This is a genomic window from Thiobacillus denitrificans DSM 12475, from assembly GCF_000376425.1.
Lineage (GTDB): Bacteria > Pseudomonadota > Gammaproteobacteria > Burkholderiales > Thiobacillaceae > Thiobacillus > Thiobacillus denitrificans.
In genome coordinates this window covers 104,789-131,230 of record NZ_AQWL01000006.1, presented here as the reverse complement: position 1 = coordinate 131,230, position 26,442 = coordinate 104,789, and the positions used below count along the sequence as shown (strand labels likewise).

The 26,442-nt window shown below is 64.8% G+C and carries 25 protein-coding genes; 10 read left to right on the top strand and 15 right to left on the bottom strand.

The genetic code is table 11. The annotated features are described in order from the left end of the window. Window positions 1–89: 89 nt before the first annotated feature. The 9 genes from B059_RS0111425 to htpX all read right to left on the bottom strand — a co-directional run bounded on the left by B059_RS0111425 (window position 90) and on the right by htpX (window position 10,675). A complete protein-coding gene (locus B059_RS0111425; protein ID WP_018078391.1) occupies window positions 90–1,262 on the bottom strand; it encodes a DesA family fatty acid desaturase in 1,173 nt (390 codons plus the stop codon). A gap of 55 nt (window positions 1,263–1,317) precedes the next feature. Then, window positions 1,318–2,625 (bottom strand): mechanosensitive ion channel family protein, encoded by a 1,308-nt coding sequence (locus B059_RS0111420; RefSeq protein ID WP_018078390.1) that lies wholly within the window; start codon window positions 2,623–2,625, stop codon window positions 1,318–1,320. Between the two features lie 7 nt (window positions 2,626–2,632). Beyond that, window positions 2,633–3,880, bottom strand: a complete 1,248-nt coding sequence (locus B059_RS0111415; protein WP_081601617.1) for an OmpP1/FadL family transporter — start codon at window positions 3,878–3,880, stop codon at window positions 2,633–2,635. A 26-nt stretch (window positions 3,881–3,906) separates the two neighbouring features. Next, window positions 3,907–5,721: an AMP-dependent synthetase/ligase gene (locus tag B059_RS0111410; protein ID WP_018078388.1), complete on the bottom strand. Its 1,815-nt coding sequence runs from the start codon at window positions 5,719–5,721 to the stop codon at window positions 3,907–3,909. A gap of 61 nt (window positions 5,722–5,782) precedes the next feature. Beyond that, window positions 5,783–7,030: an RsmB/NOP family class I SAM-dependent RNA methyltransferase gene (locus B059_RS0111405; protein WP_018078387.1), complete on the bottom strand. Its 1,248-nt coding sequence runs from the start codon at window positions 7,028–7,030 to the stop codon at window positions 5,783–5,785. Between the two features lie 49 nt (window positions 7,031–7,079). Beyond that, window positions 7,080–7,382: a hypothetical protein gene (locus B059_RS0111400; RefSeq protein WP_018078386.1), complete on the bottom strand. Its 303-nt coding sequence runs from the start codon at window positions 7,380–7,382 to the stop codon at window positions 7,080–7,082. Between the two features lie 289 nt (window positions 7,383–7,671). Next, window positions 7,672–8,727, bottom strand: coding sequence for an AI-2E family transporter (locus tag B059_RS0111395; protein WP_018078385.1), 1,056 nt, complete (start codon window positions 8,725–8,727; stop codon window positions 7,672–7,674). A 79-nt stretch (window positions 8,728–8,806) separates the two neighbouring features. After that, window positions 8,807–9,775: a TerC family protein gene (locus B059_RS0111390; RefSeq protein ID WP_018078384.1), complete on the bottom strand. Its 969-nt coding sequence runs from the start codon at window positions 9,773–9,775 to the stop codon at window positions 8,807–8,809. Window positions 9,776–9,799: 24 nt separating this feature from the next. After that, a complete protein-coding gene (gene htpX, locus B059_RS0111385) occupies window positions 9,800–10,675 on the bottom strand; it encodes a protease HtpX (protein ID WP_018078383.1) in 876 nt (291 codons plus the stop codon). Between the two features lie 158 nt (window positions 10,676–10,833). On the opposite strand from htpX, the gene nhaR reads away from it, so the two are divergent. Continuing rightward, a complete protein-coding gene (gene nhaR, locus B059_RS0111380; protein ID WP_018078382.1) occupies window positions 10,834–11,739 on the top strand; it encodes a transcriptional activator NhaR in 906 nt (301 codons plus the stop codon). A gap of 13 nt (window positions 11,740–11,752) precedes the next feature. On the opposite strand, the gene B059_RS0111375 is transcribed toward nhaR, so the two are convergent. After that, on the bottom strand, window positions 11,753–12,262 hold the full coding sequence (locus B059_RS0111375; protein ID WP_018078381.1) for a PIN domain-containing protein: 510 nt from the start codon (window positions 12,260–12,262) through the stop codon (window positions 11,753–11,755). Continuing rightward, on the bottom strand, window positions 12,255–12,602 hold the full coding sequence (locus B059_RS0111370; protein ID WP_157273683.1) for a thioredoxin family protein: 348 nt from the start codon (window positions 12,600–12,602) through the stop codon (window positions 12,255–12,257). Before B059_RS0111370 ends, B059_RS0111375 begins: the two co-directional genes overlap by 8 nt. A 131-nt stretch (window positions 12,603–12,733) precedes the next feature. Here B059_RS0111370 and B059_RS0111365 point away from each other — a divergent pair, with 131 nt between their 5' ends. The 3 genes from B059_RS0111365 (at window position 12,734) to B059_RS0111355 (ending at window position 15,195) form a co-directional block, all read left to right on the top strand. After that, complete coding sequence (locus B059_RS0111365) at window positions 12,734–13,144, top strand: hypothetical protein (protein WP_018078379.1); 411 nt, start codon at window positions 12,734–12,736, stop codon at window positions 13,142–13,144. Between the two features lie 100 nt (window positions 13,145–13,244). Further along, window positions 13,245–13,952: a response regulator transcription factor gene (locus tag B059_RS0111360; protein ID WP_018078378.1), complete on the top strand. Its 708-nt coding sequence runs from the start codon at window positions 13,245–13,247 to the stop codon at window positions 13,950–13,952. Next, window positions 13,936–15,195 (top strand): sensor histidine kinase, encoded by a 1,260-nt coding sequence (locus B059_RS0111355; RefSeq protein WP_018078377.1) that lies wholly within the window; start codon window positions 13,936–13,938, stop codon window positions 15,193–15,195. The genes B059_RS0111360 and B059_RS0111355 overlap by 17 nt, the downstream gene beginning before the upstream one ends. Before the next feature lie 28 nt (window positions 15,196–15,223). Here B059_RS0111355 and B059_RS0111350 read toward each other — a convergent pair whose 3' ends face one another. Continuing rightward, window positions 15,224–15,886, bottom strand: a complete 663-nt coding sequence (locus B059_RS0111350) for a PEP-CTERM sorting domain-containing protein (protein ID WP_018078376.1) — start codon at window positions 15,884–15,886, stop codon at window positions 15,224–15,226. Between the two features lie 282 nt (window positions 15,887–16,168). Between B059_RS0111350 and B059_RS0111345 the strand changes: the two genes are divergently transcribed. Genes B059_RS0111345 through B059_RS0111335 form a run of 3 tightly spaced genes read left to right on the top strand, consistent with a single transcriptional unit; the run spans window position 16,169 to window position 19,067 of the window. Beyond that, window positions 16,169–17,995 carry a SulP family inorganic anion transporter gene (locus tag B059_RS0111345; RefSeq protein ID WP_018078375.1) on the top strand — a complete coding sequence of 609 codons (1,827 nt, stop codon included), beginning with the start codon at window positions 16,169–16,171 and terminating at the stop codon, window positions 17,993–17,995. Then, window positions 17,992–18,456, top strand: coding sequence for a universal stress protein (locus tag B059_RS0111340; protein ID WP_018078374.1), 465 nt, complete (start codon window positions 17,992–17,994; stop codon window positions 18,454–18,456). Before B059_RS0111345 ends, B059_RS0111340 begins: the two co-directional genes overlap by 4 nt. 50 nt (window positions 18,457–18,506) lie before the next feature. Next, window positions 18,507–19,067, top strand: a complete 561-nt coding sequence (locus B059_RS0111335; RefSeq protein ID WP_018078373.1) for an LbetaH domain-containing protein — start codon at window positions 18,507–18,509, stop codon at window positions 19,065–19,067. Here B059_RS0111335 and B059_RS0111330 read toward each other — a convergent pair. After that, the gene (locus tag B059_RS0111330; protein WP_018078372.1) at window positions 19,064–21,238 is read right to left on the bottom strand and encodes a SulP family inorganic anion transporter; all 2,175 of its coding nucleotides are present in this window, start codon (window positions 21,236–21,238) and stop codon (window positions 19,064–19,066) included. The genes B059_RS0111335 and B059_RS0111330 overlap by 4 nt on opposite strands. A 162-nt stretch (window positions 21,239–21,400) precedes the next feature. On the opposite strand from B059_RS0111330, the gene B059_RS0111325 reads away from it, so the two are divergent. The 3 genes from B059_RS0111325 to B059_RS18970 all read left to right on the top strand — a co-directional run bounded on the left by B059_RS0111325 (window position 21,401) and on the right by B059_RS18970 (window position 23,508). Beyond that, complete coding sequence (locus tag B059_RS0111325; protein WP_018078371.1) at window positions 21,401–21,961, top strand: LbetaH domain-containing protein; 561 nt, start codon at window positions 21,401–21,403, stop codon at window positions 21,959–21,961. Window positions 21,962–22,097: 136 nt separating this feature from the next. After that, the gene (locus B059_RS0111320; RefSeq protein WP_018078370.1) at window positions 22,098–22,493 is read left to right on the top strand and encodes a DUF6627 family protein; all 396 of its coding nucleotides are present in this window, start codon (window positions 22,098–22,100) and stop codon (window positions 22,491–22,493) included. A 109-nt stretch (window positions 22,494–22,602) separates the two neighbouring features. Beyond that, on the top strand, window positions 22,603–23,508 hold the full coding sequence (locus B059_RS18970; protein ID WP_018078369.1) for a PA2778 family cysteine peptidase: 906 nt from the start codon (window positions 22,603–22,605) through the stop codon (window positions 23,506–23,508). Window positions 23,509–23,590: 82 nt separating this feature from the next. Here B059_RS18970 and B059_RS0111310 read toward each other — a convergent pair whose 3' ends face one another. Beyond that, window positions 23,591–24,949: a sigma-54-dependent transcriptional regulator gene (locus tag B059_RS0111310; RefSeq protein WP_018078368.1), complete on the bottom strand. Its 1,359-nt coding sequence runs from the start codon at window positions 24,947–24,949 to the stop codon at window positions 23,591–23,593. Then, the gene (locus B059_RS0111305) at window positions 24,946–26,439 is read right to left on the bottom strand and encodes a sensor histidine kinase (RefSeq protein WP_018078367.1); all 1,494 of its coding nucleotides are present in this window, start codon (window positions 26,437–26,439) and stop codon (window positions 24,946–24,948) included. The genes B059_RS0111310 and B059_RS0111305 overlap by 4 nt, the downstream gene beginning before the upstream one ends. Window positions 26,440–26,442: the final 3 nt, after the last annotated feature.

The window sequence follows — 26,442 nt, the reverse complement described above, 5'->3', positions numbered from 1 at the left end:
TAAAAAACCCGCCAACGTGGCGGGTTTTTTATTGGTCGACCGCCGGAGCGTCGCTACCCCCGGCGGCTCGCAGCAGGCCACCGGAAAGATCAGGCATAGCAGCGCAGGCGCACCGAGAAATCCTTCAGCGACTGGATGCCGCTGTCTTCGGCACGCTTGCACCAGGCCTGCAACTGCTCCAGCAGTTGCTCGCGACTGGCTGTGGAACGTCCCCAGATGGCGGCCAGTTCCTGACGCATGCGATAGACGGTTTGCAGGCGCTCACTCTTGCCCAGCAGGGTCTCCAGTTCGGTCTTGTCGACCGCTGCGAGTTCGGCGGGCTCTTTATGCAGCCAGCGGCGGAAGCTGTCGAGGTTCCAGTTCTGCGGCAGATGCGCGCCGGCTTTCAGCTTGGCGATCTCGGCTGCGCTGTCGGCACGCACGCTCTTCATGAAGCGGGTCATCACGTCGTAGCGGTGGGTGATGACGGCCTGCAGGGTGTCGAGATCGCACAGTGGCTTGGCCGGCTGCCATTTCACCGTCGGCGCCACCTTGCGGACGGTGGCCAGGCCGACGTAGGACATCAGCTTGATGTACAGCCAGCCGATGTCGAACTCGTACCACTTGTTCGACAGCCGCGCCGAGGTGCCGTAGGCGTGATGGTTGTTGTGCAGTTCTTCGCCGCCGATGAGGATGCCCCACGGGAAGATGTTGGTGCTGGCATCCTCGCAGGCGAAGTTGCGATAGCCCCAGTAATGGCCCACGCCGTTGATGATGCCGGCAGCGGTGATCGGAATCCACGCCATTTGCACGGCCCAGAGGGTCAGGCCGATGGGGCCGAACAGGACGAGGTTGATCGCCATCATCAGCCAGATGCCGGCGGCCGAATGGCGGCTGTAGACGTTGCGCTCCATCCAGTCGTCGGGCGTGCCGTGGCCGTATTTTTCCAACGTCGCGGCCACCTTGGCCTCGGCGCGATACAACTCGGCGCCTTCCCATAACACTTTCCTGAGGCCCCGGGTCTGTGGACTGTGCGGATCTTCGGGCGTTTCGCATTTGGCGTGATGCTTGCGGTGGATGGCGACCCATTCCTTGGTCACCATACCGCTGGTCAGCCACAGCCAGAAGCGGAAGAAATGGCTGACGACCGGGTGCAGATCGACGGCGCGGTGCGCCTGCGAACGGTGCAGAAAAATAGTGACCGCAGCAATGGTGATGTGCGTCAGGCCGAGGCCCACCAGCACATAAGCCCACCAGGGCAGGTCAATCAAACCAGCTTGCATAACGCATGTTCCATAAAAAGGGCAAAATAGCCCGCCAATATACGCACAAATCCCATTAAAATAAATGCTTATCCGCTTCGTGGCCTGGAGACGGAGCCCAATGCATCACCCGCTGCGGGAAGGGAATTTCGATCCCCGCCTTGCGGAAAAGGCGCCAGATCGCCCAGTTGATGTCGGAGCGCAGATTGTTCTGTCCTTCGCTGGGATCGCGTATCCATACGGCCAGTTCCAGCAGGATGCCATTATCGGCAAACTCCTTCAGATACACCCGCGGCAAATTGTCGGGATCGTCGAAAATCACCCGGCTCTGGCTGTGTGCCGCCTCCAGCATCAGCGCCTCGGCCTGCTCCAGATCACTGTCGTAGGATACCTGCACCGACAATGCAACCCGCAGATTGGGTTTGGACAATGAATGGTTGACGACCGTCTGCGTGATCAGGGTTTCATTGGGAACGATGCTTTCGGTGCCGTCGGGCGCTTTCAGCAGCGTGTAACGCGTTTTGATCTGGCTGACTTCGCCATATTTGTTGTCGACCGTCACCAGATCGCCGATGCGCACCGAGCGGTCGAGCAGGATGATGAAGCCGGAAACGTAGTTGCTGGCGACTTTCTGCAGGCCAAAACCGATGCCGACGCCGAGCGCGCCGCCAAACACCGACAGGACGGTGAGGTCGATTCCCACCGCTGGCAGGGCCACCAGCACCGCCAGAATCAGCAGTACGGTGCGCGTAGCCTTCGACAACGCCATCCGCAGCGACAGATTCATCTGCGTGACGCCCATCAGGCGGCTTTCGACGATACGCGCCAGCGCCAGCGCCAGGATGACCGCTGCCACGATCACCGCCGCCGCCTGGACCAGCAGCCACAACGAGAAGCGATGGCCGCCCGACTGGAACGACAGCGCTTCCATCGCCGCATGGATGCGCGGCAGGAGGCCGGTGATGTGCAGCGCGAACGCGCCCCAGATCAACCAGGCAACGGTGCGCTCCCATAGTCTGAGCGATGCGCGCGACTCGAACACATAGCGCAGCGCGTACACCGCCAGCCGCACCCCCGCCAGCGCCAGCAGCAGCGGTACCGCCAGGTTCAGCAGATGCGTGTTGGCCAGCCAGATATGCGCGATGTCGCGCCCCAGCAATACCGCCAGCAGCATCGCCAGCGGGAAGCCGACACGGCGGATTCCCGCGCGGCCGGCAGGCCAGAGCGAGGCCGGCGCATCAAAATAGCGCCTGACCAGCCGCATCGCGCCCCAGGCCGCCAGGGCGCATGCCGCCAGCACACTCAACTGCCACAGCAGGACGATGTCCTGACTGTCGTCGATGAGACGCGTCAGCAGATTGTCGAAAAGAACGGGATTGCTCAAGGCAGGCTCAGAAGCTGTGCGTGTACTGCGCGCTCAGGATGTCGACCGCGCTGTCGTACTCGCCGGTGAGCGTCGTGAGGTTGTCGGTGATCTGCAGGCCCGGATCGTTGACGAAGAGATGGGCGTAGCCGAAATCGATCGCGCGTCCCTTGCCCAGCCGATACTGTCCCCCGAACGCGATCCAGGTGCGGGCGCCATCGGGAATCCGGGCGGTCCGGTCGAGATCGGACACCGGCGCCTCGTCGTAGGCGACGCCCCCGCGCAGGCTCAGTTTCTCGCTCATGTGCCAGGTCGCGCCCAGCGAGTAGCGCAGGATGTTCTTCCAGTTCTCGGGGGTGTTCTTGTTCACCGTGCCCTCAATGGGAAGATCATCGAAGTCGCTCCAGCCGGTCCAGGTCACGTCGGCGAGCAAGTCCCACCGGGATGACAGCTGGTGGAACACGCTCAGCGACGCGCTGTCGGGCAAGGTGACCTTCGCTGTGACCGGCCCGTCGAGTGGGGCGATCACCGGGTCATGGGTGCTGGACGAGCCTTCGAGTTTGTAATCGATTTCGGAACGGTAGGACAGGCCGACGCGGGTGGCCGGCGAAATCTGCCAGAGCGCGCCCAGGTTATAGCCCCAGCCGTAGTCGTCGCCCTTGATCTTCATGAGCGTGGACGGCGGAGGAATCGCTGCGGCAAGCGGCTGCCGGTGAGTCAGCGTCGCCTCGATCCACTGCAGATTGAGGCCCGCGCCCACCGAGAAGACATCGCTGACCTTGTAGGCAATCGACGGATTGAGATTGACGGTTTTCACTTCCGATTTGATAGCCTGAAAGCGACCGATCCAGTCGGAGTCGTATTCGGTCTTGAGGCCGAAGGGGCTGTTGAGGCCCAGTCCCAGATGCACGTCCGGCGTCAGGCGGTACGCAAAATAGGCGTTCGGCACCAGCGCCCAGTCGCCGGCATCGCCGCCCTGCCCGCCGGAAACCGGTGTCTGTGAAGGATCTATGAATCGCCCCTCGCCCCCAAACTCCGCCTTGTGCTTGATCAGGTGTCCCGCCACCACCAGTTGTCGGTCCGGCAGCAGCGTCATGCCCGCGGGGTTGAAATAGACCGTGCTGGCATCCTCTGCCACGGCGGCGGCACCGGCGTAGGCATTGCCCAGCCCGCTGGCATTCAGCTCGATCAGTGCGAAGCCGGCCGCGTGGCTCAGCCCTGCCAATCCGGCCAGGGCCAGGCCGAGCGTCAAACGGTTAAGGGGCAAAGCAGGCATCGGGGATCTCCGGAAACAAGGGTTGGTCAGCGCGTGAAATCGGCATACATCGCCTCGATCGCCGCGCGGTAACGATCGAGCACCTGGTTGCGCTTGATTTTGAGCGTGGGGGTCAGCAGGCCGTCTTCCAGCGTCCACGGTTCGAGCTCCGGGTGCAACCGGCGGATCTGGGCGTAGCCCGGGAAGTGCCTGAGATGACGGGCCACACGCTGGGTGAGTGCCTTCACCACCCTGGGGTCGCGCAAGCTCGCAGACTGCCGGGGATCGGCATTGAGGCCGGCGGCAAAAGCCTGCCAGTGTTCCTCGTTGAGCACGGCCAGCGCGGCCAGGTAAGGCCGGCCTTCGCCGACGACCATCACCTGCTCGAACAGGGGATCGAGCAGGATGGCCGCTTCCATCTCGGTGGGCGGCACCTTCTCGCCGTTGCTCAGCACGACGATGTCCTTGAGCCGTCCGACGATCGTGTAGTGGCCGCCGGCGTCCACGCTGGCCTGGTCGCCGCTGTGCAGCCAGCCGTCGGCATCGATCATGGCGCGGGTGGCTGCTTCGTCCTGCCAGTAGCCGCGCATCACGCAGCGGCTGCGCGTGAGCAGTTCGTCGTTATTGCCGATCTTCACCTCAACACCGGGCAAGGGGGGGCCGATGCTGGCTGGAACGTTTGAACCGGGGCGGTTGACACACACCACCGGGCTGGTTTCGGTCAGTCCGTAGCCTTGGTAGATCGGCACACCGAGGCCGATGAACACCTGTGCGATCTCGGGCGAGAGCGCGGCGCCTCCGGAAATCGCCAGCCTCAGCCGGCCACCCAGCCTGGCGACGACGTTGCTCGCCACCAGCGCGTGCAACAACGGCCACAACAGCAGTCCGGGATGCCAGCCGGCCCGTCCCTGGGCGCGCTCGAACCGCCGCCAGCCGACCCGCACCGCCAGCTTGAACAGCATCCTGGCGAACCGGCCTTTCTTCGCCAGCCCATCCTGGATGCGCCCGTACACTCGTTCGTAGATGCGCGGTACCGAGATCAGCACGGTGGGGCGGATGTCCTGCAGATCCTGCCCCAGCTGGGCGATCGAGCGCGCATAGGCGACTTCGGCACCGATCAGCATCGGCAGGTAATAGCCGCCGGTACGCTCCAGTGTGTGCGACATAGGCAGAAAGGACAGGAACACCTCGTGCGCCCCGAAATCCGCACATTGCGACGCATAAAACGCATTCCACAGCAGATTGTCGTGCGTCAGCATCACCCCCTTGGGGCGCCCGGTGGTGCCCGAGGTGTAGACGATGCTGGCCAGCATCCCGGCGTCCGGACGGCGCTCGGGCACCGGCGTGGCGGCCGCCGCGGCCAGCCAGTCGGCCGCCACCACGAAACGCGTGTTCCAGTTTGCCAGCCCGTTGTCCGGCGCGGTCAGGCTGACGATGTGCTGCAAGGCGGGGGCTGATCCGGCGATTTCGGCCAGCTTCTTGTGCTGGAACTTGCCCTCGACCAGCAGCAGCTTGACGCCGGCATGGTTGAGGATATACGCGGCGCTGTCCGGGCGGTCGTCGAGGTACAGGGGCACGGTCACCAGCCCCAGTGCCAGCGCGGCCTGGTCGAAAATCACCCACTCGACGCTGTTTTTCAGCATCACCGCCACGCGATCGCCGGGAACCAGTCCTCCCTTCGCCAGCGCAGCCTGCCAGCGCGCCACCTGCGCCGCCACCTGGGTCCAGGTGAAACTCACCCAGGCATCGCGCACTTCGTCGAACTGGCGGTAGGCCACCTGGTCCGGCGTTGCTGCGACGCGTGCGCGGAACAAGCCGCACAGCGTGCCCAGCGTGTCGGGATGGAACGACGCAGTGGTCATGTCAGCTCATCGAGGTGGCCGTGGGGAAACGCCGCATTGATAACTGCAAGGTCATGACGGGTCAATCGCCCGTCTTGACCAGCACGGCGGCAAAAAAACCATCCGTCCCGTGCACGGCCGGCGACAGTCTCAGCATGGCGCCGGTATCGAGGCCGATCTTGTTTTGCGCCAGCAGTTCGTTCACCGGCAGCAGGCTGAAGCCGCCTTCGGCCAGCAGCGCCTCGACAATGGCTTCATTCTCTTCTGGCAACAGGCTGCAGGTGGCATACACCAGCCGGCCGCCGGATTTCAGCAGCTTCGCCGCTGCGTGCAGGATGGACGTCTGCTTCCGCGTCAGCTCATCCACGCTTTCGGGCGACTGGCGGAATTTGAGGTCGGGGTTGCGGCGCAGCGTGCCCAGACCCGAGCACGGCGCGTCGACCAACACGCGGTCGAGCTTGCCCGCCAGCCGCTTCACCCGGGTGTCGTTTTCCGAGGCGATCAGTTGCGGCATCACGTTGGACAGCCCCGAGCGCGCCAGCCGCGGCTTCAGGTTGGCGAGCCGCTTTTCCGCCACATCGAAGGCATACAGGCGGCCGGTCGACGCCATCATCGCGCCGATGGCGAGCGTCTTGCCGCCGGCGCCGGCGCAGAAGTCGCACACCATCTCGCCGCGCCGCGCGCCGAGCAGCAGGGCCAGCAGCTGGCTGCCCTCGTCCTGCACTTCCAGGCTGCCGTCGAGAAACAGCGGATGGCGATTGATCGCCGGATGATTCTTGAAGCGGATACCCCACGGCGAATACGGTGTCGCCTCGACCGCCAGCCCTTCCGTCTGCAACTGCGCCAGCACCGCATCGCGGCCGGCCTTGTGCGCGTTCACCCGCACGTCGAGCGGCGCCGGCTGCTGCAGGGCGCGGCCGAGCGCGAGGATCTCGGTATCGCTCATCGATGGCTGCAGTTTTTCGATCACCCAGTCGGGCAGTTCGGCCGCCACCGCCAGCGGCAATTCGGCCGTCTGGGCGTGGCGAATATGGTCGATGAGTTCGGGCTTGGCGAATTTTTCCAGCGTCGCGCCGCTCATCCCGTGCGCCTTGATCAGCCAGGCGATGATCAGCGTGCGCGGATTGGCCGCCGGCACCACCACCGACAGGTAACGGTAGCGCCGTAGCACGCCGAACACGGCTTCCGCCACGAACGCGCGGTCGCGCGCGCCAAGCTTCTTGTGTTCGCGGAAAAACGCCGACAGCACGGCGTCGGCCGGGCGCTTGAAGTCCAGCACCAGATCGAGCGCCTGGGTGGCGAGTTGCAACAGCGGCGGGGTGAGTTCCATCGGGGAGATCAGGCAGGTTGTCAGGCGGCAGGGGCGTCCCCGCCGGGGTTTACTCGTCTTCGCCGAGCTCGGGATCCCAGCCCCTTTCGCGCGCACGCTCGGTGGCCATCTTGTAGAGGCTTGCGTGGCGCTCGCGCAGTTCGGGCGGCAGGCGGCTGGGCAGGTTGCCGTATTTGTCCCACTCGGCTTCGATCTTCTCCGCCAGCACCTGCATCTGGCCCAGCTGCCAGCCGGTGCAGTCCTCCGATTCCGGAATGAAGCCGAACAGCCAGCCGTCGAGCACGACGCGCGCCAGCATGGTGACGCCGTGCTTGTCGTTGTAGAAACCGGCGTAAGTCATTTTGTTGTTCATGGCGGCGAGTCTTTGTCTGTCGGAAATTTGTCGTGCCGGAAGCGTGCATGGCGGCAACGGGCGCCCATGCCGTTCGGTGTTGCGTGCCGAACGCGGGAATGCGCGGCCTCTGGGGGATTAGCTGCCTCCGACGGGCGAGGCGCAAGGATACCATCCGGGGCGCATTATTGATTCGGCCTGAAGCGGCATTGAGGTTCAGCTTGCCCGGACTGCGCGGGGCGGTGTGAAACGACACTGCCGGATTCAAACATCAGCCGGCCGTCCCGATAACACCCGATTCGCGCCAGCCTCAGGCCGAACGCGCATGCACCAGCCATTCGCGCCAGATGGCCACCGACACCGCGAGCAGCACCGGCCCCAGAAACAGGCCGATCAGGCCGAACGCATTGAGACCGCCGAGTACGCCCAGAAATACCAGCAGGAACGGAATCCGCGTCGGCCCGCTGATGACGAGCGGGCGAATCAGGTTGTCGATCCAGCTCACCACCAGCGCCCCCCACAGGAACAGACCCAGCGCTGCCTGGGTTTCGCCGTGCGCCAGCAGGCCCAGCGACAGGCTGATCCACACCACCGGACCGACGAAAGGAATCAGCGACACCAGGGCGGTGATCACCCCCCACAGTGCGGGCGCGTCGATCCCGGCGACCCAGTAGCCCAGCCCGGCTAGCACACCCTGCGCCAGCGCAGTGAGCACGATGCCGAACACCACGGCGCGCACGGTCACCCCCACCGCCTGGATGTAGCCGCGCGCCGCCTCGCCCAGCCAGCGCGTGGCCACCCGGCGAAACTGGATCAGCACGCTGGCGCCGTGACGGTACAGAAAGAACAGCGCAAACACCGCCAGGCCGAATTTCGCCGCGTTGCGCCCGACACCGCCCGCCAGCGCTTTCAACTGCGCCGTATCGGTCAGCCCCAGCGCGTCGACCTGCGCGCGCACCCAGGTCGGGTCGGCCTGCACGCGCTGATACTGCGCCACGATCCATTCTCCACCCGGCCAGGCACGCACGCCTGCAGGCAGCGGCGGCAGGCCGTGGATGGCAAGTTGCTTGAGGGTCGCCGAAGCCGCCGCCACATCCATCACCAGAACGAACATCACCCACAGCAGCGGCAGCAGCAGCGTCGCAACCACGCCCAGTGTCATCAGAAACGCCGCCAGGTTGTCGCGCCCCGGCAGGCGGCGACACACGCGCTGATAGAGCGGCCAGGTGACATAAGCAAGGACTCCCGCCCACGCCAGCGAGGCGAAAAACGGCGACAGCACCCAGAAGGTGAGCCCGAAAATGAAGAACAGGAAGATGAAAGCCGCAATGCGGCGTGCGAGTGGGGAATCGATTTTGATCGGCATCTATGCCCTCCGGCTGGGGTTCAACTCCTGGGAACGGGACGACGGATTGGTCCGCCGCACCTGGCATGTGTCGCCGACTTCAGTCTGGTGTGGCTTGTTTCCGCGTCGCCCACAGGCTGGCAAATACAAAGCCGGCGATGATGAGTCCGACGATGCCGAGCGACAAGCCTACCGGGATTTTGTAGAAGTCGACGATCAGCATCTTCATCCCCACGAACAACAACACGATGGCCAGGCCGTATTTCAGCAAATGAAAGCGCTCGGCCATGCCGGCCAGCATGAAGTACATCGCACGCAGACCGAGGATGGCGAAAATGTTGGACGTAAAGACGATGAAGGGATCGGTGGTAATGGCGAAAATCGCCGGGATCGAGTCGACCGCGAAAATCAGGTCGGACAGTTCGATCATGACGAGCACCAGGAACAGCGGGGTGAAGACGCGCACGCCGTTTTCCATCACCCAGAATTTCTCGCCGCGATAATCCGGCGTCAGCGGCAAGCGGCGTTTGATCCAGCCGAGCAGCGGATTCCTGTTCAGATCCTGCACCGCTTCGGCGAACGTCAGCATCTTGATGCCGGTGACGACGAGAAAAGCGCCGAACAGATAGAGGATCCAGTGGAACTCCTGCACCAGCCAGGCACCCGCCAGGATCATGGCGGCGCGCAGCACGATCGCGCCGATCACGCCGTAGATCAGCACGCGCCGCTGGTATTCCGCCGGCACGGCGAAGAAGCCGAAGATCATCAGGAAGACGAAGATATTGTCGACCGCGAGCGATTTCTCGATCAGGTAGCCGGTCAGGAATTCCAGCGCCTTGACGTCGGCCACCTCGACGCCATACGCCGCCCTGAGATGCCACCACAGGACGAAGTTGAACAGCATGGCGAGCGCAAACCAGACGAACGACCAGGCCGCCGCTTCCCCGAAGCCGACCTTGTGCGCCTTGTTGCCGCCGGCCAGGAACAGGTCGACGGCGAGCATCGCCAGCACGAAGCCGACGAACGCCGCCCACATCCACGGCTCGCCGACATGCAATGCGGCGCCCATGCGCCCGCCCCGGCCTCGACCGCGTTACTGCACCGCGCGCAGCGCGGCGATGCGCTCTTCTAGCGGCGGATGCGTCATGAACAGGCGCTTCCAGCCCTGCGGGCTGCCGCCGGCGATGCCGAACGCCGCCATCTTGTCAGGCAGCGGGTGCGGGTGCAGGCTGTTCAGGCGCTCCAGCGCGGCGATCATCGCGCCCTTGCCGGCAAGCGAGGCGCCGCCGCGGTCGGCGCGGAATTCGCGCTGGCGCGAGAACCACATGACGATGATCGACGCAAGGATGCCGAGCACCAGTTCCGCCACGATCATGGTGACGAAGAACGCCGGACCGTGGCCTTCCTCGTTCTTGAACACCACGCGGTCGACGGTATGGCCGATGACGCGCGACAGGAACATGACGAAGGTGTTCACTACCCCCTGGATCAGCGCCAGCGTCACCATGTCGCCGTTGGCGACGTGGGCGACTTCGTGACCGATCACCGCTTCGGCTTCAGGCCGCGTCATGGTATTAAGCAGCCCCGCAGACACGGCGACCAGTGCATTGTTCTTGTTCATGCCGGTGGCGAAGGCGTTGACCTCGGGCGAATCGAAAATCCCGACTTCGGGCATGCCGATCCCGGCGTCGGCCGCGTATTTTTTCACGGTCTCGACCAGCCAGAACTCGGTCGAATTCGACGGCGTCTCGATCACCCGCACGCCCATCGATTTCTTTGCCATCCACTTCGAAATGGCGAGTGAAATGAGTGAGCCGCCAAAGCCCATCACCGCGGCGAAGATCAGCAGCGAGCCAAGGTTCAGCCCGTTCGCGGTGAGATAGGGCTCGACGCCCAGGATGCGCATGGTGAACGACAGCACCAGCACGATGGCCAGGTTAGTGGCCAGGAATAAAACGATACGCTTCATGGTGTTCTCCAGTTAAGCCCCGCCGCGCGCGGGTTGCCGGCACCGGCGCGGCGATCCCGCATTGTTGCGGACACTCGACAGAATATAGACGGAATACGAACAATAAAATTCGATTTTTCTACTGCTATTGTTCGATTTTACCGAATAGATTCCGCACCATGCTCAATTACCGACATCTGCACTACTTCCGCACCGTCGCAAAAACCGGCGCCATCAACCGCGCTGCCGAGAAGCTGCACTTGACGCCGCAGACGCTGTCCGGCCAGATCGGCGTGCTCGAACAACGCCTGGGGGTGGCATTGTTCCGCCGCAGCGGGCGCCGGCTCGAACTGACCGACGCCGGGCGCACCGCCCTGGCCTACGCCGATGAAATTTTCCACGTCGGCGCCGAACTCGAGGAGGCCCTGCAAAATCGCACCACCGCACGCGTCCATCCGTTCCGCGTCGGCATCGCCGACGTCGTGCCCAAGGTGATCGCTTACCAGCTGCTGGCCCCCGCGCTCACCCTGGCCGAACCGGTCAAGCTGGTATGCAAGGAGGGCCGGCTGGAACAGCTGGCCGCCGAACTGTCGATCCACCGCCTCGACATGGTGCTGGCCGACCGGCAGCTGCCGTCGAGCATGGACATCAAGGGCTACAGCCACCCCCTCGGCGAATGCGGCATCGCCTTTCTGGCCGCGCGCGCGATTGCCGGCGCCCTGGGGCCGGACTTTCCGGCCCATCTCCACGGCGCGCCGCTGCTGATTCCAGGCGAGGACAGCGCGCTGCGTGCGCCGCTGCTGCGCTGGCTGGAACGGCGCGGCATCCAGCCCAGCGTCGTCGGCGAGTTCGACGACAACGCGTTGATGAGCGCTTTCGGCCAGGCGGGCGCGGGGGTGTTCCCGGTGCCGCTGACCACGGCGCCGGAGGTGATGCGGCAGTACGAGGTGATCGAACTGGGGCAGACGCTGGAGATCCGCGAACGCTTTTTCGCCATTTCGGTGGAGCGGCGACTGAGCCACCCGGCGGTGCTGGCGGTGAGCGAGGCGGCACGGCGCAGGTTCCAGCCGCAGGACGCGGCCTGAAGGCCCGAAGCTCTCAGGCCGGCGTCTCGTCCAGCCAGCGCACGGCCTCGGCCGGACTCAGCACCCGGAACCACGGCGCGCAGCGGCGGCGCAGCTTCAGCACCGCGCGATCCTTGCTGACCAGCGCCTGTGCTTGAGCCGCAGCGGCCAGCTCGATGAATTTCTGATCGTCGGGGTCGCTGCAACGCGGCATACGATCCCACACGGGCTTCCGTTCTGAAGGGTACAAGAGCCCGTCGTGGATCGGAGCCCCCTTGCGGGGCCGTCCAGGCACGGCCGCCGCCGCGTCGGCGACAACCGACAGGGTTTGATAGCGCGCGAACAGCGCTGCCTGCCGCGCCGCGTCCAGGCCAAACTCCGGATACGCCAGCACCCGCCGCAACTCGTCCAGGGTGGCGGCGGCCACCACGCAGCGCACGCGTCCATTTTCCAGCGCGAGCCTTAGCGGCCGGGCGGTGGCGTCGTCGAAATGCAGCAGGTCGAGCACCACATTGGTGTCGAGCACCAGCAGGAATTCATTCAATATCGGTGTGCTCGGCGATGAACTCGCGCACCCAGTGTTCCGGCCTGGCGCTGGAAAAGCGCCCGACGATTTCACCCTTGACGAACAGCAGCACGGTGGGAAAGCCGCGCAGGCCGTAGCGGCCCGCAAGCTTCATGTTGGCGCCTTCGTCGACCTCGACCTTGGCCATGTGGAGCCTGCCGGCATGCTGCGCAATGACGCGCTCCAGCACCGGCGTCAGCGCGCGGCAGGGCGGGCACCAGTCGGCCCAGAAATCGACCAGGACGGGCACGGTGTGCGAGGCCTCGATCACGTCGCGATCGAAGTGCTCCAGGTGGGTGTCGAAAATGCTTGAGGTCATGTCCATGCGCCGCAACAGGTTGAAACAGCTATTTTGCCGCGTTACGCGGCGGATCGGCACGCCGGCTTCGCCGGCACCCGGTTCCGGATGAAAAACTTCCCTGGACGCGCCTGGAATGCTACCGTTGCAACATGGAAGAACGCTTCTATCGTGAACAGGAAATCGCACGCGTGCCGGGGTTCCTGCCCGCCGCTACCTACAATCTCGCGCATACCCTGCTGGCACGCGCCGGAAAATGCCTGTTTGTACCCATCCGCAATCTGCAATACATGGCCGTGCTCGATACCGAGGAATACATATTCGTCGATAGCCAGAACAAGGCCTGGGTCGAGCTGGCATGGCAGCATTTTCGCCCGCAGGCGCGTACCGCGCTGGATGAGCGCGTGCCGTTCGAGATCGTCTACTACCTGCCGCAGGCAGCCGAAACCATGAAACGGCTCCCGGGCGAATTCCACCAGGCCCTGCAGTTGCTTGCCGATCGCGATCCGCCCCGACAGGACGCGCACATTCTGCCGCTGACACGCCGTCCCCGCCCGCAATGAGGGCAGCGCGCTGTCGCGCAATGCGCCCGATCCGGGCTCGGCTGGACGCCGGCGCAATGCTGAAATATCCCATGCCCGCCCCTACTCCTCATTGCCCGCCATGAACGACTCCGCCGTTTTTTCCGTCCTGATCGTGGAGGACAACGCGGACCTGGCGGCGAATATTGCCGACTTTCTGGAAGGCCATGGCCATCAGGTGGACGTGGCCCAGGATGGCGTGACCGGCCTGCATCTGGCGGTCACCCAGCCGCACGACGTCATCGTGCTCGACCTGATGCTGCCCGGTATCGACGGCCTCACCCTGTGCCGCCGCCTGCGCCAGGATGCGCAATCGGCGACGCCGGTGCTGATGCTGACCGCGCGCGCCACGCTCGACGACAAGATCGCTGGCTTCGGCGAGGGCGCCGACGATTACCTGGTCAAACCGTTCGAGCTGCGCGAACTGGAACTCCGGCTCGCCGCGCTGGTGCGGCGCGCCCAGGGCGGCGAGCAGCTGAACCGGCTGCAGGTGGCCGACCTGGTGTTCGACCTCGGCACCCGCGTCGTGCAGCGGGCCGGCCGCATCCTCACCCTGCCGATGCTGCCGCTACGCATTCTGGAGCAACTGATGAAGCGCTCGCCCAACGTGGTGTGGCGGCGTGAAATCGAACAGGCGGCGTGGGGTGACTCGCCACCCGATTCCGATTCCCTGCGCGTGCACATGCACACCCTGCGTGCGGCCATCGACCCGCCCGACCTGCCGCCGCTGCTGCATACCGTGCGCGGCGTGGGCTACCAGCTGAAGGCGCCGGATGTTCCGCCTGCATAGCCTGCGCGCGCGCGTCGCGCTCTATTTCGCGGCGTTTGGCGCGCTGCTCAGCGTGGTGATGGCGGTGATGGTGTACCAGTCCGCCCACGACCTGAGCGTGCGTCTGGTGGACGAAACCTTGAGCGCCGAGCTCGACGACTACATCGCCCGCCGCGGGCGCAACCCCCTTTCCCTGCCGCCCGCAACGGTCACCCTGCAGGGCTATGTGCGGGAAGCGGATCAGGCGGACGGCGTGCCGGATTACCTCGCGAGGCTACCGCCAGGACGTCACGAAGTCCGCGTCGGCACCCTGTTCTACCGGGCCGCCGTGCTGGACCGCGACAACACGCGCTATTACCTGCTCTACGACATCAGCCTGAAGCTCAAGCGCGAGCAGCGTTTTGTCCAGCAGCTCAGCATCGTCGCCGTCGCCATGACCCTGCTCTCCACTTTGCTCGGCATCTTTCTTTCCGGCGCGGCCGTCGCGCCGGTGGCCGATCTGGCCGCGCGAGTGCGCCACCGCCGGCCGGAAGACTGGGATCAGCCGCTGGCCGAACATTTCCACGATCGCGAAATCGAGGAACTGGCCGGCGTGTTCGACCGCCAGTTGAGCCGCATGCGCGCCTTCATGGAACGCGAGCGGGCCTTCGGCGCCGACATGAGCCACGAACTGCGCACGGCACTGGCCGTCATCCTCAGCGCCACCGAAGTTCTGCTGGACGACGACAAGCTGAACGAAAAGCAGAAAGCGCGCGTGCAACGCATCGAACGCGCCGCGCGCGACATGGCCGAACTCGGCACCGCCCTGCTGCTAATGGCGCGCGAAGATCACGCCCAGCCCGGCGGCGGCTGCCGGATCGCAGCGGTGGTCGAGGAAGCGGTGGAAAAGCAGCGCCACATCCTGGCGAGCAAACCGGTGGCCGTTGACGTGCAGACCGACCCCGAGCTCGTCGTCGTCGCCGATTGCGGCCTGGTCGACATCCTCATCAGCAACCTGGTGCGCAACGCCTTTTCCTACACCGACGCCGGCAGCGTCACCATCCATCAGGACAGCCACAGCCTGGTCATCTCCGACACCGGCCGCGGCCTCCCCGGTGACGCCATCGACCAGGCCTTCCTGCGCCATTTCCGCGACATGGCCAGCACCGGCGCCGGCATCGGCCTGTCGCTGGTCAAACAGATCTGCGACCGCTACGGCTGGCAGGTGCGGCTGGAAAGCGGCGAGCACCAGGGCACGACAGTGTCGGTGCTGTTCGCGCGGTAAGTGCAGCGGAGGCCAACCCGCATCCGTCTCAGGTCTTCGAGGATTTGCCGCGCGTCACGGCGAAGCCGAGCAGGCCCAGAGCCAGCAGCGACAGGGTGGCGGGTTCCGGAACCGCCTGGCCGTGGGACGCCTCCGGCAGGCTCAGCAGCGTAACGGTCGCCATCTGGTCCTGCAGGCCGCTGCCGCTGAAACTGAGGGGAGCGAAGGCGATTTCCAGTTTGCCGCCCAGGCCGATATCCACCGTCAGCGGATCCCAGGCAAGCAGGTAGTCCGCCGCCGGGTCGCCGATCAGCCCGGGAATCGCGGTGCCGGCCGCGGCGATATCCGCAACGATTCCCGGGCCGCCGGCAAAGATCAGGCGGGCCATCACGTCGAGATAGTCCGTTTCATGCGCCCGGATCCCGGCATTGGAACCGTTTCCCGTGTCCGTTTCACGGAAATCGACGGTGCCGAATTTGAACGTGAAATAGTCCCCGATATTGTCCAGGCTGAAGTCCTGCACGGCGAAGTCGCTTGTCGAAAACCGCACATCCAGCAGCGTGGCGCCGTTTTCCTGCGAATCCACGCCATACCCCGAGCCGGGCATGAACGTGCCGCTGGTGATGGAAAGCGGTAGCGCGCTGGCCGCCGGGGCCATGACGAGTGCGGTAGCAGCGCTTGCAGTCAGAATCATGTGCCGGATTGCGTTCATTTTTTGTCCCTGCGGTTGTCCCATGAATTCATGGTTCGCTCATCGACGCATGGATCGTGCCACGCCCGCGACATGACCAAAACAAGGCGGCCCGGGATACGCGGGCGCGTCGACGGCGCGCGCGGCGACGGAATATCGGCATCTACCACGAATTCACAACAGCGGCGCCCGGCCCGGCAACGCCATCACTCGGCTTAACCAAGGCTTTCCCGCCGCTTAACCCGCGGTTAACGCGCTTATCGCTACGATCCGATCAACTCTCACGGTCGGACTTTTCCTGCGATGACTACTCCTCTTGCCCGCCTGGGCATCCCTCCCCTCCGCCTCGACTGGCCGCGTCTGCTGCCCTTCCTGCGCTGGCGCAACCGCGTCAACCGGCAGAGCCTGCGCGACGATTTGATGGCCGGGCTGACCGGCGCGCTGGTGGCGCTGCCGCAGGGCGTGGCGTTTGCCACCATTGCGGGCATGCCGCCGGAATACGGGCTGTATGCCGGGATGATTCCGGCCATCATCGCGGCGCTGTTCGGTTCCTCCTGGCACCTGGTGTCGGGGCCGACCACGGCGGCCTCGATCGTGCTGTTCTCGGTGCTGTCGCCGCATGCCGAGCCGGGATCGGCACAGTACGTGAGCCTGGCGCTGACACTGACATTCCTGGTGGGGATTATCCAGCTGGTGATGGGGCTGGCACGCATGGGCACGCTAGTCAATTTCATCTCGCATTCGGTGGTGACCGGGTTCACCGCCGGGGCGGCGATCCTGATCGCCACCAACCAGGTGAAGCATTTCTTCGGCCTCGAGATTGCGCGCGGATCCTCCTTCAGCGACACCTGGAGTGCGCTGTTCAGCCAGCTCGATCAGGTGCAGCCCGGCGTGACGGCAGTGGCCATGTTGACGCTGGTGCTGGGTATCGCGGTGAAACAGTTTCTGCCGAAGTGGCCCTACATGATCGTGGCGATGCTGGGCGGTTCGGCTGCGGCCGCGGCGTTGAGCGCCTGGCAGGGAATGCAGCTGTCCACGGTGGGTGCGCTGCCGGCGAGCCTGCCGCCACTGTCGGCGCCGGCGCTGGACGGCGAAAGCATCCGCGCGGTCGCTTCCGGCGTGGTGGCGGTGACGCTCCTGGCGCTGACCGAGGCGGTGTCGATCGCCCGCGCGCTGGCGGCGCGCTCCGGCCAGCACGTCGATGGCAACCAGGAATTCATCGGCCAGGGGATGTCGAACATTGCCGGCGCGTTCTTTTCCGGCTACGTCGCCACCGGCTCCTTCAACCGCAGCGGGGTGAACTACGCCGCCGGCGCCAAGACGCCACTGGCGGCGATGATGGCGGGCTTCTTCCTGCTGCTGGTGGTGCTGCTGGTGGCGCCGTGGGCACGTTTCCTGCCCAACGCGGCCATGGCCGGCATTCTGTTCCTGGTGGCCTGGGGGCTGATCGACTTCAAGGAAATCGCCCATACGGTAAAGACCAATCGCTCCGAATTCGCCATCATGGCCGCCACCTTCGCGGCGACGCTGTTCCTGACGCTGGAAGAGGCCATCATCATCGGCGTGCTGATGTCGCTTTCGCTGTATCTGGCGCGCACCTCGAAGCCTCAGGTGCACGTGCGCGCACCCAACCCGCACAACCGCAAACGCAAGTTCACCGATGCCGCCCACGCCCCGCAATGTCCGCAGCTGCGCTTCGTGCGCATCGACGGTTCGCTGTTCTTCGGTGCCACCGCGCACGTGCGCGAAAAACTGGCTGCCCAGGATCTGGCGCAGCCCGAACAGAAGCACGTGGCCATCATCGCGCACGGCATCAACTTCATCGACATGGCCGGCGCCGAAGCCCTTGCCAGCGAAGCGCAGCGGCGGTGCCGCACGGGCGGCGGGCTCTACCTCATCGGCGCCAAGGACAGGGTGCGGGAACAGCTGGCGGAAAACGGCGCCCTGAAAGCAATCGGCGGCGCCAACCTGTTCGATTCCAAGACCGATGCCATCGCCGAAATCTACCGCCACCTGAACCGCGATGTCTGCCGCACCTGCAGCGCGCGCGTTTTCCGCGAATGCATGCCGGCGCAGGTCGAGCCGGCCAGCCACCCGCATCCCTTCATTCCCGCAGGAGTCCAGCCATGAAAACCCATCAACGCATCCTGGTTCCATTCACCCACGGTCACAGCGGATCGGCCTTGCTGCGCCGGGCCGGCGAGATCGCCGCGGCCGGAGAGATCGAACTGCTGGTAGTGAGCGTGCTGGACACCCGATCCGGCTTCGATCTGGATGGGCCTGCCGGCAATCTGCCCGACGAGCGCGCCGCCCGCCTCGCGCCGGCCGAGCAGAAGCGGCTTGACCACGACCTGTTGCGGCACGGCCTGGGCCGGGCGCGAGCCACCGTGATATGGGGTGAGCCGCGCGCCGCCCTGTCCGCGCTGATCCGCAGCTGGCGTCCCGATATGATCGTGTGCGACGGACGGACACGCCGCATGCTGCCGGCCCGGACCGGCAATGAAGGCCCGCAGATGATGCGGGTCGATCGCACCGGCGCCTTTGCACGCCTGGCCGGTTTTTTCTTCCCTCCGGCGCAGGGGCATGCCTGAGCAGGCCGCCTGCCCGCCACTTTTCAGCCCATCCACAGGAAGGATTTACCTTGATTCGTCGCAACCCCCGAGGCGACCTGCCGGTCGTGCACGACACCGCCTTCGTCGACCCTACCGCCATCCTCTGCGGCCACATCATCGTCGGCGAGAATGTCTTCATCGGCCCCTATGCGGTGATCCGTGCCGACGAAGTCGATGACAACGGCCACATGGAACCCATCGTCATCGGCGCCCATTCGAACATCCAGGATGGCGTGGTGATCCATTCCAAGGCAGGCGGCCGGGTCGAGATCGGCGAACACACGTCGATCGCCCACCGCTCCATCGTACATGGCCCCTGCGCGGTGGGGGACCGCGTCTTCATCGGCTTCAATTCGGTGCTGTTCAACTGCGTGGTGGGCGCAGGCTCGGTGGTGCGCCACAACTCGGTGGTCGAAGGCTGTAGCGTGCCCGACGGCTTCTACATTCCCTCCACCTGCAATATCCACTCGGACGAGGAGCTGGCCCGCATCGAACGCGTCACTCCCGATGCGGCCGATTTCTCAGAAAGCGTGGCGCAGGCCAACCACGAGCTGGTCAAGGGCTACAAGCGCATCCGCAACGAGTTCTAACGCGCGATGCCCGGCTCAAGCGCGGGCAGGGACGACGGCTGTTCCTGCTGCGGCTTGCTGACCGGACAGAATAGATCGTCCCTGCCCGTCTCGCCCAGCCATTCGTAGATGGCCGCCAGCGCCTGGTCCTCGTTGGCGAAAATGTGCTGCTGGCCGATCTCGTCGAACAGGCCGGTGTTGCGCATCACGTCGAGCACCTGTTTCTTGAGGCCGGAGAACACCAGGGTGATGCCGCTTCCATGCAGGCGCTCGTTGAGGTGCTGGATGACCTCCTCGCCGGTGGCATCCAGGTTGTTGATGCCGTCGCCCACCACCAGCACGTAGCGGGCCTTGGGATGTTCGGCCACCGCTTCGAGGATGGTGTCCTCGAAGTAGGAGACGTTGGCGAAGTACAGCTGGCCGTCGAAGCGCATGGCGACGACATGCTCGCTGGTGGGCAGGCCCGGGTTCACATTGACGTCGCGCAGGGTGCCGTCGGCGTAGCGGCCGAGCTGGGCGACGCGCGGTTTCATGGTGCGGTACAGGAACAGCGCCAGCGCCAGCGCCGCGCCGATCAGGATGCCCTTGTCCAGGTGCGGGGCGGCGATCAGCGTGACGCAGAAGGTGACGATCGCCACCGCGCCGTCCGCCTTGCTGGCCTTCCAGGCATGCTTGATCGCGGCCGGGGTGAGCAGGCCGGCGACCGCCAGCAGGATGATGACGCCCAGCGTCGCCTTCGGCAGATGGTAGAGTAAGGGCGTCAGAAACAGCAGCGTGATCGCGACGAACACCCCGTTGAACACCATGGCCAGGCCGGTTTTCGCGCCCGCCTGCAGGTTGATCACCGAGCCGGTGAAGGAACCGGTGGCCGGATAGGCCTGGAAGAACGAGCCGCCCATGTTGGCGACGCCCTGGCCGATCAGTTCCTGGTTGGGATCGAGTCGCTGCTTGGTCTTTGCCGCCAACGCCTTGGCCATCGAGATGCTTTCCATGAAAGCGACCAGCGCAATGATCAGCGCGGCGGCAAACAGCTGCATGAAGGCGTCGAGCGACAGCGCCGGCACGCGGAAGGACGGCAGGCCTGCCGGGATGTTGCCGACCACGTCGCCACCGCCGGTCAGGTTCATCGTGCCGTTTTCGATTTTCTTGATGTGCCAGTGCTGGCCGTCGGTCTTCACGCCGTCGGGGACGGCGCCTTGCAGATACAGCATGGCCGACTGCTCCTCAGGCGCGTCGGCGCGCTCGAAACCCAGCTTGCGGATGTATTGCAGGCGTTCCTTGTTTTGCTGCTCGAAGCCGGAGGCCTCCAGATTCAGCAAGTCGATCTGGTAGTTGAGGTCGGCCGCGGCGCGGGCGTCGTTCGTCTTTTCCAGCACCCGCAATGCGGCCGTTTTCGCCGTGACATCGGCCTTGATGTCGTCGATGCGCGCCTGCGCCTGGGCGTAGCTCGCCACCAGTTCGCGCGCGGCGGGGTCGGCGATCGTGTCGGGCGCGCCGCTGGTCTTGTGCGCAAAGCCGACCGCAAAGCTGACCAGGGTGGTGATCACCACCGCAACCAGCACGCTGGGCTTGGCCAGCAGCGGGATCTTCTTCATCCCCAGCATCAGCACCAGCGCGAACACCGACATCGCCAGCGTGGGCAGATGGGTCTGCGGCAGGTAAGTGAACATTTCCCAGATATCCACCAGGAAGGAATCGCTGCGGCCCTTGGGGATGCCCAGCAGCAGGTCAAGCTGGGAGAGCGCGATGATGATGGCCGCCGCATTCATGAAGCCCAGAATCACCGGATGCGACACGAAGTTGACGATGGTGCCCAGCTTGAGCACGCCCAGGCTGAACTGGATGACGCCGACCATCAGCGTCAGCAGCAGCGCGAGACCGATGTACTCCTCGGAAAACGGGATCGCCAGCGGCGCCAGTGCCGCGGCCGTCATCAGCGACACGATCGCCACCGGGCCGGTTGCCAGCTGCCGCGAAGATCCCCACAACGCTCCCAGGATCGCAGGGATGAACGCCGTATACAGGCCGAAATACACCGGCAGCCCCGACAGCTGAGCATACGCCATCGCCTTCGGCACCAGCACCAGCGCGCCGGTGATGCCGGCCATCATGTCGCCGCGCAGGACGATGGAATTGACGGGAAACCAGGCCAGAAAGGGAAAAAACCGTACAAGCCATTTGTTGTCGTACATGATGCCGCCCCGAACGCTGACTAGTTGCTTACAGCAACATTAGTGTTGAAAAATGTAATATTCTAACATTTTGACACGACGTACCGGAAGCCGCCGGCCCGCCCGCACGCCGCGGATTCAGGGCAAGCCGGTTTCCGGCCCGCACATCGATCGAGGCCACGCATGATTCGTCGCAATCCCAACGGAGACATCCCCCAGGTACACGAGACCGCCTTCGTCGACCCCACCGCCATCCTCTGCGGCAAGATCGTCGTGGAAGCCAATGTGTTCATCGGCCCGTATGCGGTGATACGCGCGGACGAGGTCGATGACGACGGCGACATGGAGCCCATCGTCATCGGCGCCGATTCGAATATTCAGGACGGGGTGGTGATTCACTGCAAGGCGGGGGGCGGGGTCAACATCGGGCGCGGCACCTCGATTGCGCACCGTTCCATCGTGCATGGGCCGTGCACGGTCGGCGACCATGTGTTTGTCGGCTTCAACTCGGTGCTGTTCAACTGCGTGGTCGGCAGCCATTCGGTGATCCGCCACAACTCGGTGGTCGAAGGCTGCGAGGTGCCGCAGCGCTTCTACATCCCCTCGACCGCCAACATCCGCTCCAATGCGGATCTGGCCGGAATCGAGCGGGTGACGGCGGATGTCAGCGATTTCTCGGAAAGCGTGGCACAGGCCAACCACGAACTGGTGAAGGGCTACAAGCGCATCCGCAACGAGTTCTAGCTGTAGTTTTTCACCAGGTTGTTCCCGCCGGCCGGCCTTGCAACGATGGGGACTGTGCTATGTTGCAACAAGGTGCCTGCCTTGCGGGCAGGGTCTGCACCATCCATCCACGAGCCCAATTCGCCAAGGAGGCCCCATGCGTTTCCATCACTCAATCAAGAAATTCGCTTCCCTGTTGCTGGCCGCCTCGTTTCTGGGCGCGCAGATTGCGCCGGTCCAGGCCGGGATGGTCGGCACCGCCCAAGTACTGGCCGCCGAACAGGGCAGGATGGATCGTCACCGGCTGGCATCCCTGCTGGAACGGGAAGACCTGCAGCACCGGCTGTCTGCCCTAGGGGTCGACGTTCAAGACGCCAGGAACCGAGTGGCGAACCTGACCGATGCCGAAGTCGCCCGGATCAATCAGCACATCACTGAACTGCCTGCCGGCGGCGACGTGCTGGGCGTTGTTGTGCTGATCTTCATCGTCTTCATCATCACCGACGCCATCGGCGTAACCGACATCTTCCCCTTCGTGCATCCCATCAAGTAAGTCCGTTTCGATGAGGAATGCCTGCCGCGCCCGCCTTCTGGCGGGCGTTCTATTCATGGGTGTCCTGCTTGCGGCCTGCGCCCATCGGACACCAATCCCGGACACGCGATTGGCCGAACTCCCGGCCAGGGTGGAACTGGCCGCCACCCCCTTCTTTCCCCAGGAACGCTACCAGTGCGGGCCGGCCGCGCTGGCCACGATGCTGAATGCGCGCGGCAAAGCCGTCACGCCCGAAGCGCTCGTTCCCCAGGTCTACCTGCCCGCCCGCGAGGGCAGCCTGCAGGCGGAAATCGTGGCGGCCACGCGCCGGCAGGGATTGCTGGCACTGGCGATCGAGCCCGCACTGGATGCCCTGCTGACAGAAATTGCAGCCGGCCATCCCGTGCTGGTCCTGCAAAATCTGGGGCTGGACTGGCTGCCGCGCTGGCACTATGCGGTGGCAATCGGCTACGACCTGGAGCGGCAGGAACTCATCCTGCGCTCGGGCACCGCGCCAAGGCGCATCACGCCCTTGCGCGTGTTTCTGAACACCTGGGACCGCGCCGCACGATGGGGCATAGTCGTGCTCGCCCCCGGCGCCTTTCCGGCACGGCCCCAGGCCACACCCTACCTGGAAACCGCAAGCGCTCTCGAAAGCCTCGGCATGCATGAGGAAGCCCGTACTGCCTACCAGGCGTCGACCGAACGATGGCCGGACAATCCCGTCGCCTGGCTCGGGCTGGGCAACGCCGATTACGCCCTCGGCCACGCCCGGCAAGCCGAACAGGCATTCCGCCGTGCCCTGCGCATCGAGTCCGGCACCGCCGCTGCCTGGAACAACCTTGCCTACGCTTTGGCCAGGCAGCAATGCATCCGTTCAGCCCGGATGGCGGCGCGCTGCGCCCAGCGGATCGCGCCCGAAAACAACGAGTACGCGCTTACCCTGAACGAAATGGAAGAGCAACGGGTAGCGGGCGCGGAAAACTGCCTGCCGCCGCCCGCCTGCCCCGTTCGACAAACGCCCGGAAGCGCCTGAGTCGACCTGATTGGCCTCCTGCTCCCGCCCCGTTAAGGCAGGCAGATGGCACGAAAGCGGCCGCCTGCCGGTTCTGCCCGCATCACCCTTTCTCCACCTCGTACCGTTTCAGCTTGCGCCACAAGGACACACGATCGATGCCGAGGATTTGCGCGGCAAGGGTCTGGTTGCCGCCGGCTTCTTGCAGCACCCAGTTGATGTAGTCCTGCTCCTGCTCTTCCAGGCTGGGGATGCGCCCCTCTTTTTTGCGGAAGGTGCGGATCGACAGTTCGCGCAGGTCTTCCGGCAGCTGGGCGGGTTCGATGCGGTGGCCATTGGAGAGCGCGACGCCGCGCTCGACGATGTTTTCCAGTTCGCGCACGTTGCCGGGAAAGTCGTAGGCGCGCAGCAGTTCGAGGGTGTCGGGCGCAAGCTCGCCGACATCCTTGCCCATCAGGGCGGCGTGCTTGAGCAGGAAATGCTGGGCCAGCAGCGGCACGTCCTCCTTGCGGGCGCTCAAGGCGGGGATATGCAGGTTGACGACGTTGAGACGGAAATAGAGATCCTGGCGGAAGCCGCCGGCCTTGACCATTTCCTGCACATCGCGATTGGTGGCGGCGATGAAACGCACGTCCACCGCGATGGGCCGGGTGGCACCCAAGGGCAGCACTTCCTTTTCCTGGATCACGCGCAGCAACTTGACCTGCATGGCGGGCGACATTTCGGTGATCTCGTCGAGAAACAGCGTGCCGCCGCTGGCCGCTTCCAGCAGCCCTTGCTTGTCGGCGTGGGCGCCGGTAAAGGCGCCCTTGACGTGACCGAACAGCTCGTTGGCCAGCAGCTCCTCGTTGAATGCGCCGCAATTCACCGCCACGAAAGGACCGGACGCGCGCCGGCTGTGATGGTGCAGGTAGCGGGCGAACAGCTCCTTGCCGGTGCCGGATTCGCCGGTGATGAGGATGTTGCAGTCGGTCGGCGCAACCTGCCGCGCCATGTCGAGCAGGTGTTGCATGTGGTGATCCTGGGTGAGGATGCGCACCTTGCCCTGGTAGCTTTCCACCTGTTCCCTGAGGCTGCGGTTTTCGCGCTTGAGGCGGATTTTCTCCAGCGCTTCGGCCACCACCTTGCGCACCTCGTCCAGACGGTAGGGTTTGGCGATGTAGTAGAAGGCGCCGCGCTTCATCGCCTCGACGGCGGATTCCAGGGTGGCGTAGCCGGTGATCAGGATGACTTCGGTATCGGGGTGGCTTTCGCGGCAGCGCCGGAGTATCTGCATGCCGTCCACCTTCTCCATGCGCAGGTCGGTAAGCACCACGTCAAAGGACTGCTTTTCAAGCAGGGCCTGGGCGTTGCTCCCGCTCTGGGTGGCGGTGACCGCGTAGCCCTCCTTTTTCATCACGTGCTCGAGGTTTTTCATGGCGACTTTTTCGTCGTCCACGATCAGGAGTTTGCCGCTGGTCATGAGTTCTCCGATTGTTCGGTGCCCCCTTGGGGGCAGGGGTTTTCCTGCACGGGTAGGCAGACATGGAAAACCGTTCCCGTGCCGGGCTCGCTTTCCACGGCAATGCAGCCGCCATGTTCTTCGACGATCTCGAAGGCAATGAACAGTCCCAGTCCCGACCCCTTGCCCACTTCCTTGGTGGTGAGGAAGGGATCGAAGATGCGCGGCAGCAGGGTGGCGGGGATGCCGTGGCCGTCGTCGCGCACCGCGATGTCGGCCACCTTGCCACTGCTGGCGCAATGGCCGAAGGTAAACCGGTTTTTGCCATCCGGCGCTGCGCGCACTGCCGGACGCGACCGGGCGACAAGCGCCACATGGCCGGCGGCGTCCACCGCCTCAAGGGCGTTGCGGATGAGGTTGAGAAACACCTGCTGCAATCGCTGCCGGTCGCCGGTCACGCACAGATCCGCCGGAATATCGACCGTCACGGCGACGCGGCTGGGCACCTGGCCCTTGACGAAACGCAGGGTTTCCTCGATCAGTGGCGCAAGCGGCAGGACTTCGCGGCGGATTTCGCGGTCGCGCGCGAAGTCCAGCAACGAGCGCACGATGTTGCGTGCGCGCAGCGTCTGCGCGTCGATTTCCGCCAGCAGTTCGTCGCGCAGCACGGGATCGGTCGCCTCGCCCTCCTCCAGCAGGATCTGGCAGGAACTCGAAATATTGGACAGCGGATTGTTGAGTTCATGCGCCACCCCTGACAGCAGGGTGCCGAGCGAGGCCAGTTTCTCGGCGCGCAACAGTTGCTGCTGGCGTAGTTCCAGTTCGCGCATCATCTGGTTGAAGGCCCGGGTAAGCGAAACGATTTCGCGGTCGGGCGAGACCGGCTCCAGGCGGGTCAGCCTGCCGCTGGCCACCGCGGCCATGTCCTCTTCCAGGCGCTGCAGCGGCCGCGCGACGCGCCGCGACACCAGCAGCCCGAGCGCCACCGCCGCCAGCGCCAGAAACACGATCGAGCCTGCCAGCACCTGGCGATGCCGGGCCAGCGAGGCTTGCAAGTCTGTCCGTTCAGCGCGGGCGATCGCCTCGGCCGCGCTGACCATCGTCTTGCCGATCTGGCGGATTTCGTTTTCCAGATCGGCGGCCGGGACCGGATCGCCTGCCGTGTAGGCCTCCATGCGCGCGGCGTAACGTCTCAAAGAACGTGCCAACGCATCGGTTTGGCGCGCGCCGGCGAAGCTGACGAAAGCTGCGCGGTGATTCTGCAGCAGCGCCTGTGCCTGCCGGATATAAGCCCGGTTTTCGGTCAGATCCTCCACCTGCCGATAGAGAAAAATGTTTTTCTCGAAGCGGCGGATTTCCAGGGTGGCATCGAAGAATTCGGCAATGTGGCCGCCCGCGACGACCTTGTCGCCGATGAGCCGCAACTCGAAAAAGGCGAACACAGACAGGCCGACGGTCAGGGTGGCCAGCGCGTAATAGCCGAGCGTGATCTTGCGGCGCAGCGAATGCATGGC